Annotated in this window: 1 protein-coding gene and 1 pseudogene; one reads left to right on the forward strand and one right to left on the reverse strand. The window is 56.3% G+C overall.

The genetic code is table 11. The annotated features are described in order from the left end of the window. Nucleotides 1-1,422 (forward strand): IS66 family transposase (tnpC, locus tag ACRC1E_RS08865; protein ID WP_438514738.1); only part of this gene is annotated, 1,422 nt, incomplete at its 5' end. A gap of 44 nt (nucleotides 1,423-1,466) precedes the next feature. Here the strand turns inward: tnpC and ACRC1E_RS08870 are convergent. Next, nucleotides 1,467-1,752 (reverse strand): annotated as a pseudogene (locus ACRC1E_RS08870) (Tn3 family transposase); the annotation flags it as partial.

Raw genomic sequence — 1,752 nt, forward strand, 5'->3', positions numbered from 1 at the left:
CTCGACAAGCTGCGGCGTATGTATTTTGGCAGCCAGTCCGAGAAACTCGCTCGTCGTATCGCTCAGACAGAAGCGCAACTGAAGATACTTCAGCAGGAAAGTGACGCCATCACCGGCCGGGTCGATGATCCAGCGGTACCGCGGCCACTTCGCCAGACCCGCACTCGCAAACCCTTCCCGCAAGCACTTCCCCGCGATGAGCATCGCCTGTGTCCAACAGAGGCAGTCTGCCCGGAATGTGGTGGAGCGCTGGCATACCTTGGAGAAGAGACTGCTGAGCAGTTAGAGCTGATACGCAGTGCCTTCCGGGTCATCCGCACGGTTCGGGAGAAACACACCTGCGGGCAGTGCGATTTCATCACACAAGCACCAGCGCCATCACGCCCTATCGAGCGGGGGATCGCCGGGCCTGGCTTACTGGCTCGGGTACTCACATCCAAATATGCAGAGCACACCCCGCTGTATCGCCAGTCGGAAATCTATGCCCGTCAGGGCGTGGAGCTGAGCCGCTCTGTGCTCTCTGGCTGGGTAGATGCGTGTTGCCGATTACTGTCACCGCTTGAGGAAGCGCTGCGGCAATATGTGCTGACCGATGGCAAACTACACGCAGACGATACCCCGGTACCGGTACTGCTCCCTGGCAATAAAAAGACAAAAACAGGACGTCTGTGGACGTATGTACGCGATGATCGCAACGCAGGCTCCGCACTGCCGCCAGCCGTCTGGTTCGCCTACTCTCCTGATAGAAAGGGAGTCCATCCGCAAAGCCATCTTGCCGATTTCAGCGGCGTCCTACAGGCAGACGCATATGCCGGATTTAATGAGCTATATCGTGAAGACCGAGCTGCCGGCACGATAAAGGAGGCCGCTTGCTGGGCTCATGCCAGGCGAAAGATCCATGATGTGCATATCCGAACGCCATCGGACAACACACACGAAGCCCTCAAACGAATTGGTCAGCTTTACAGCCTTGAAGCAGAACTGCGCGGCATGTCAGCAGAACACCGGCTGGCAGAACGAGAACGGCGGGCAAAGCCCTTACTGGAAGAGCTGGAGATCTGGTTACGGGATAGGATGCAGTCGCTCTCGCGTCACTCCGAGTTGGCTAAGGCCTTCGCCTATGCCTTGAATCAGTGGTCAGCACTGACGTACTACACCGAAAACGGCTGGATAGAAGTGGACAACAACATAGCGGAGAATGCGCTACGGCTGGTGAGCTTGGGGCGAAAGAACTTCCTGTTTTTTGGCTCTGATCATGGTGGTGAACGGGGAGCTTTGTTGTACAGCTTGCTCGGCACCTGCCGGTTGAACGGGGTAGATCCGGAGCATTACCTGCGGCATGTACTGAATGTGATCGCAGACTGGCCGGTGAACCGGGTCAGTGAACTGCTGCCTTGGCGTGTTGCTCTACCTGCTGAATAACCTGTCGCCCCTGTCAATACGGCCTTCGCTGGACGCTTACGCTTCAATGGTCTGAGTTGACCATTAAGCACTTGTTCTGCAAGGGTAAATGAGTAGTGATCCAGCATGTTTACATGCTTGTAGCTCAGTGGTGACAATCTAGCCTCGTTCTCTTCCTTTACGTCCTCACCCTGTTGTCTCAAGTGATCCAGGGCGGCTTGCATATAAATCGTGTTCCACAACACCAGCGCGTTTGTCACCAGACCCAACGCGCCAAGTTGATCTTCCTGCCCTTCCCGGTACCGTTTCCGGATCTCGCCACGCTGTCCATGGCAGATGGCCCGAGCGACT

The organism is Craterilacuibacter sp. (assembly GCF_051659485.1).
GTDB lineage: Bacteria > Pseudomonadota > Gammaproteobacteria > Burkholderiales > Chromobacteriaceae > Craterilacuibacter.